6 protein-coding genes are annotated in these 5768 nt (G+C 34.3%); all 6 read left to right on the top strand.

The genetic code is table 11. The annotated features are described in order from the left end of the window. Nucleotides 1-350 precede the first annotated feature (350 nt). Nucleotides 351-827: an arginine repressor gene (gene argR, locus K8V80_RS00185; protein ID WP_006743987.1), complete on the top strand. Its 477-nt coding sequence runs from the start codon at nucleotides 351-353 to the stop codon at nucleotides 825-827. A gap of 20 nt (nucleotides 828-847) precedes the next feature. Further along, nucleotides 848-1432, top strand: coding sequence for a GNAT family N-acetyltransferase (locus K8V80_RS00180; RefSeq protein ID WP_006743986.1), 585 nt, complete (start codon nucleotides 848-850; stop codon nucleotides 1430-1432). A 15-nt stretch (nucleotides 1433-1447) separates the two neighbouring features. Further along, the gene (locus K8V80_RS00175) at nucleotides 1448-2653 is read left to right on the top strand and encodes an argininosuccinate synthase (protein WP_276774420.1); all 1206 of its coding nucleotides are present in this window, start codon (nucleotides 1448-1450) and stop codon (nucleotides 2651-2653) included. Nucleotides 2654-2669: 16 nt separating this feature from the next. Then, nucleotides 2670-3638, top strand: a complete 969-nt coding sequence (argC, locus tag K8V80_RS00170; protein WP_276774417.1) for an N-acetyl-gamma-glutamyl-phosphate reductase — start codon at nucleotides 2670-2672, stop codon at nucleotides 3636-3638. A gap of 9 nt (nucleotides 3639-3647) precedes the next feature. Next, nucleotides 3648-4772, top strand: coding sequence for an aspartate aminotransferase family protein (locus K8V80_RS00165; RefSeq protein WP_006743983.1), 1125 nt, complete (start codon nucleotides 3648-3650; stop codon nucleotides 4770-4772). 96 nt (nucleotides 4773-4868) lie between these two features. Beyond that, nucleotides 4869-5642, top strand: coding sequence for a pyrroline-5-carboxylate reductase (proC, locus tag K8V80_RS00160; RefSeq protein ID WP_006743982.1), 774 nt, complete (start codon nucleotides 4869-4871; stop codon nucleotides 5640-5642). Nucleotides 5643-5768: the final 126 nt, after the last annotated feature.

The raw sequence follows: 5768 nt of genomic DNA, 5'->3' as shown, positions 1-5768 counted from the left end.
ATGCAAAGATAGGTATATTTTCTATACCTGCAAATTCTAGAGTAAAAAATATAAATAAATTTCAAACCACAGTTTTTCAGTATCATTATGCACTGCGTATAAATATACACATCAAAAATCAGACAATTATATGAAATCAAACTAACACAGAGTATTAATAAGGCTATAAATACCTTTAAACAAATAGAATAAGATATTTTTAGCCACAATTTAAAATCAAAAAGTCCTACTCTTGGATTATTGTATAAATATATTTATTATTACATAAATAATTAATTTTCCAGTAAAAATAGTTTGTTTATCCAATATTTTGCATATTTTTGCAAGGTAGTTAGAATAATTATACAGAGATGAAAAAGAAAGAAGATCGTTTAGATGCCATTAAAATGATTATTTCTAGTCAAGAAATAGGCTCGCAAGACGAGATGTTGACAGAATTAAAAAATCAAGGTTTCCAACTAACTCAAGCTACCCTATCAAGAGATTTAAAACAATTGAAGGTAGCTAAAGCGGCAAATATCAATGGTAATTACGTATACGTATTACCTAATGACATTATGTACAAAAGACCTACAGATTTGAACCCTACAGAAATGCTAATGCATACAGGATTTATATCATTAGATTACTCTGGGAATATTGCTGTTATCAAAACAAAACCAGGATATGCAAGTAGCATGGCTTACGACATTGACAACAGAATTTATGATAACATCTTAGGAACAATAGCTGGAGACGACACTATCATGCTCATCCTAAAAGAGGGTGCAAGCCACTATGACATAGGTGAATTTCTTTCTCAAATCATCCCTAATATTAAATATTAATAGTATTAGTTTTTAGTGAAATGGATAATAGCCAAATTGATGTAATGGTCGCAGATGCTTCTCACGAAGAATTTGTAGATACCATTTTAGACACAATTGCCGATGCAGCAAAAGTAAGAGGCACCGGAATTGCCAAGCGTACTCACGAGTACATTGCGCAAAAAATGAAAGAGGGCAAAGCAATTATCGCCCTCCAAGGTGATGAATTTGCTGGATTCTGCTATATTGAAAGTTGGGGAAACAAACAATACGTAGCAAATTCAGGGCTAATCGTTGTTGAAAAATTTAGAGGACACGGATTAGCTAAACGCATTAAAAAAGCAGCATTTACTTTATCTAGGCTGCGATGGCCTAATGCAAAAATTTTTGGTCTTACAAGCGGCGGAGCAGTTATGAAAATCAATACAGAACTAGGCTATGTCCCAGTACCTTTTTCAGATCTTACTGATGACGAATCATTTTGGAAAGGTTGTGAAGGTTGTAAAAACCATGATATACTAGTTCGAACAGAAAGAAAATACTGTATTTGTACAGGTATGTTATTTGATCCTAGCAGACCCAAAAAGACAATCGAGGACGACATAGATTTTAATCCAGAAATTTAAAACACTCAATTAGTTATGAAAAAGAAAGTAGTATTAGCATTTAGTGGAGGTTTAGACACATCTTTCTGTGCCATGTATTTATCTAAAGATCTTGGCTATGACGTTTATACAGCCATTGCGAACACAGGAGGATTTGACGAAGAAGAACTTAAAACAATAGAGGAAAAAGCATATAGACTAGGAGCAAAAGGACATGTTACTCTCGATGTCACTCAGGAATATTATGACAAGAGTATCAAGTATATGATATATGGAAATGTATTACGTAATGGCACATATCCTATATCAGTTAGTTCTGAACGTATATTTCAAGCAATTGCCATAGCCAACTACGCCAAAGAGATTAACGCAGATGCTATAGCCCATGGAAGTACTGGTGCAGGAAACGATCAAATTCGTTTTGACCTAACTTTTGATGTACTAGCTCCTAATATAGAAATCATAACTCCTACAAGAGATATGGTATTAACCCGTGAATATGAAATCAACTATCTTAAAGATCATGGGTATGAAGCCGATTTTGTGAAAATGGAGTATTCTATAAATAAAGGACTTTGGGGGACTTCTATTGGAGGAAAAGAAACACTCCAAAGTGATCAAACACTTCCCGAAGAAGCATATCCTTCTCAAATCACTAAAAAAGAACCCGAAGAACTAACTCTAACTTTTACGGAAGGTGAAATATCAGCTGTAAATGGGAAAGAGATTCACGATAAAGTTCTAGCTATTAATACGATTGAAAAAATAGCGAACCAATTCGGTATTGGGAGAGACATGCATATTGGTGACACAATAATAGGAATTAAAGGTCGTGTGGGGTTTGAGGCCGCAGCACCTATCTTAATTATTAATGCACACAAAATGTTAGAGAAGCATACTCTTACTAAATGGCAACTTTATTGGAAAGACCAAGTAGGCACATGGTATGGTATGTTTCTTCATGAAGCTCAATATCTAGAGCCTGTAATGAGAGACATAGAGGCAATGCTTACCTCTAGCCAGAAGAATGTTAATGGAACCGTGAAAATAATACTTCGTCCTTATTCTTTCACTCTTGTAGGCGTTGACTCTAAGTTTGATTTAGTAAAAACAGACTTTGGCGAATATGGAGAAGTACAAAAAGGATGGACTGCCGAAGACGCAAAAGGATTTACTAAAATATTATCAACTCCTTTGAGAGTTTATTATACGAATCAGAAAAAGAACGGAAAAGAAATTTAAAGTATTTACTTAAGTTATGATAAAAGCAGGAATAGTTGGTGGTGCTGGTTACACTGCTGGAGAATTAATCAGACTTCTAATCAATCATCCAGAAGCAGAAATAGCATTTATTCACAGTTCTAGCAATGCAGGAAATAGAGTAGCAGACATTCATTCAGGCTTATATGGAGAATGTGATTTGATCTTCACCGATAAACTACCTTTTGAAGAGATAGATGTATTATTCTTTTGTACAGCTCATGGAGATTCCAAAAAATTTCTGGATACTCATAAAGTACCTGAAAGCTTGAAAATTATAGATCTATCTATGGATTTTAGATTAAAATCGGAGGATAATAAATTCCTTTATGGTCTGCCTGAGCTAAATAGAAGAGCTATCTGCAAATCGCAATTTATTGCTAACCCAGGTTGTTTTGCAACTTGTATCGAACTAGGCCTATTACCTTTAGCTAAACACTTGATGTTGAATGAAGATATTATGGTAAATGCTATTACAGGCAGTACAGGTGCAGGTGTTCATCCTAAACCAACCACTCACTTTAGCTGGAGGGATAATAACATGAGCATTTATAAGCCTTTTTCACATCAACATATTCCTGAGATAAAACAGTCTCTAGAGCAACTTCAAAATAGCTTTAATGTCGAAATTGATTTCATACCCTATCGTGGAGACTTCCCTAGAGGCATATTTGCTACGATAGTGGTAAAGACAAAAGTTGATATTGAAGAGATTAAACGCATCTACGACGAGTATTATGATAAAGATTCTTTCGTATTCATTGTAGAAAACAGCATTGATTTAAAAGAAGTTGTTAATACAAATAAGTGTCTGATTCACTTAGAAAAACATGGAGATAAACTTCTAATTGTCAGCTGCATTGATAACCTTTTAAAAGGGGCGTCAGGACAAGCTGTTCATAATATGAACTTGATGTTTAATCTAGAGGAAACTGTAGGTTTAAGACTAAAGCCTAGTGCTTTTTAATATAAGCTTATGAAATTATTTGATGTATATCCTTTATTCAATATAAACATAGTTAAAGGAGAAGGTTGTAAGGTTTGGGACGATGAAGGTGTAGAATACCTAGATTTTTATGGTGGACATGCTGTCATTTCGATAGGTCACTCACATCCTCACTATATTAAGGCTATTAGTTCGCAACTAAAACAAATCGGCTTTTACTCCAATTCTGTTGTCAACAGACTACAGCAGGAGTTAGCTTTAAGACTAGGCGGTATATCTGGTTATCACACTTATGCCCTATTTTTAGTCAATTCGGGAGCCGAAGCCAATGAAAATGCATTAAAACTAGCCTCTTTCCATACTAATAAAAAAAGAGTTTTAGCTTTTAAAAAAGCATTTCATGGCAGAACGTCACTTGCTGTAGAAACAACAGATAATCCTAGCATAATAGCCCCTATTAATAATAACAACCATGTTACTCACCTTCCCTTTAATGATATAGAAGCTTTTAAAACAGAGCTTAAAAAAGGAGATGTATGTGCAGTTATTATTGAGCCTATTCAAGGAGTAGGAGGCATACAAGTGGTATCGAATGAATTTATGCAAGAGATAAGAAAAGTGTGTACTGAAACAGGAGCTATTCTTATTTTGGACGAAATACAGTCGGGCTATGGACGTACAGGAAAGTTCTTTGCTCACCAATATGCTGATATTAAAGCAGATATTGTGACAGTAGCCAAAGGTATTGGTAACGGATTCCCTATGTCGGGAGTACTTATTAGCCCTATGTTTAAGCCCAAATATGGAATGCTTGGAACCACTTTTGGAGGCAATCATCTAGCATGTAGTGCAGCACTAGCAGTATTGGACGTATTTGAAGAAGAAAATTTAGTGCAAAATGCGGCTAAAGTGGGAACATTCCTTATGGAAGAACTTTCTAAAATAGCAGGGATAAAAGAAGTAAGAGGTAAAGGTCTTATGATCGGATTAGAATTTGAAGAACCCATCCAAGACTTACGAAAAAAACTTCTTTACGAAGAAAAAGTATTTACAGGTGTTAGCGGAACCCATGTTCTTCGCTTATTACCTCCCCTATGCATAACAAAAGATGATGCAAAAGACTTCATTAACCGACTTAAAAGAGTAATGAACTAATAGAAAACATGCAATAGACAAAAGGTGAATAGAGGAATTAAAGTACTTTACTCACCTTTTTCATTTTATATTTGTTATTAGATAAAACGAAAGAATATGAAAATTACAATCATTGGAACAGGAAATATGGGAGGTGCTATTGCCAAAGGGTTGGCATCTCAACCTATTAGTGAAATTTCTAAAATTTGCATAACTAATAGAAGTATTGATAAATTAGAAAAATTACACGCCGAATTTCCTAATTTAATAATTGAAGAAAAATCAGAGGAAGCAATTAAAGATGCTGACCTCATAATACTAGCTGTAAAGCCATGGATTGTAGAACCTATACTTCAAGAATTAAAGTTTTCACCCAACCAAATATTAGCCTCTGTAGCAGCAGGAATTACATTTAAGCAAATGGAGGAATGGTGTAAAGGAACACAAAGATTTTATCGTATTATACCCAATACAGCTATAACTTATCAGGCTAGTATGAATATTATAGCATCTTATAATACCAACCCAAAAGAGGATGATCTAATTTTATCCATTTTTAATCACTTGGGTAGTAGCATCATTATTCCTGAAAGTAAAATGGCTGCTGCCACTTCAATATCCTCATGTGGAATAGCATATTTATTTAAATACATTCAAGCTTCCATGCAAGCAGGTATTGAGTTAGGACTTACCTCTCAAGAAGCCATACAACTTACAGCACAAACAGCTATAGGAGCAGGCTCTATTTTCATTCAAGATAAGAATGCTCATCCCTCTGTTGAAATGGATAGAGTTTCAACTCCTGGCGGACTAACTATTAAAGGGTTAAATGAATTAGATAAAAAAGGCTTCCCCTCTGCTATTATCGAAGCTATCAAGAAAAGTATTTAATTCAAGTAAAGTAAAAAGGAATACTTTGAGATCAACCCTAAAAGTTAGATAAAAGAACTATCGGGATTCATGAAGAAGAAGTAACTCTTACATTCCAAAACTCTTTTTTAATAAAAAAACATTGTT

This window comes from Bacteroides coprosuis (assembly GCF_020741705.1).
Taxonomy (GTDB): Bacteria; Bacteroidota; Bacteroidia; order Bacteroidales; family Bacteroidaceae; genus Bacteroides_E; species Bacteroides_E coprosuis.
This window is presented reverse-complemented; position numbering and strand designations above follow the sequence as displayed.

What these genes read in the sequence shown, in the direction of transcription:
- K8V80_RS00175 (WP_276774420.1), top strand. Translation starts at nt 1,448, where the DNA reads ATGAAAAAGAAAGTAGTATTAGCATTTAGTGGAGGTTTAGACACATCT.
- argR (WP_006743987.1), top strand. Translation starts at nt 351, where the DNA reads ATGAAAAAGAAAGAAGATCGTTTAGATGCCATTAAAATGATTATTTCT.
- proC (WP_006743982.1), top strand. Translation starts at nt 4,869, where the DNA reads ATGAAAATTACAATCATTGGAACAGGAAATATGGGAGGTGCTATTGCC.
- argC (WP_276774417.1), top strand. Translation starts at nt 2,670, where the DNA reads ATGATAAAAGCAGGAATAGTTGGTGGTGCTGGTTACACTGCTGGAGAA.
- K8V80_RS00180 (WP_006743986.1), top strand. Translation starts at nt 848, where the DNA reads ATGGATAATAGCCAAATTGATGTAATGGTCGCAGATGCTTCTCACGAA.
- K8V80_RS00165 (WP_006743983.1), top strand. Translation starts at nt 3,648, where the DNA reads ATGAAATTATTTGATGTATATCCTTTATTCAATATAAACATAGTTAAA.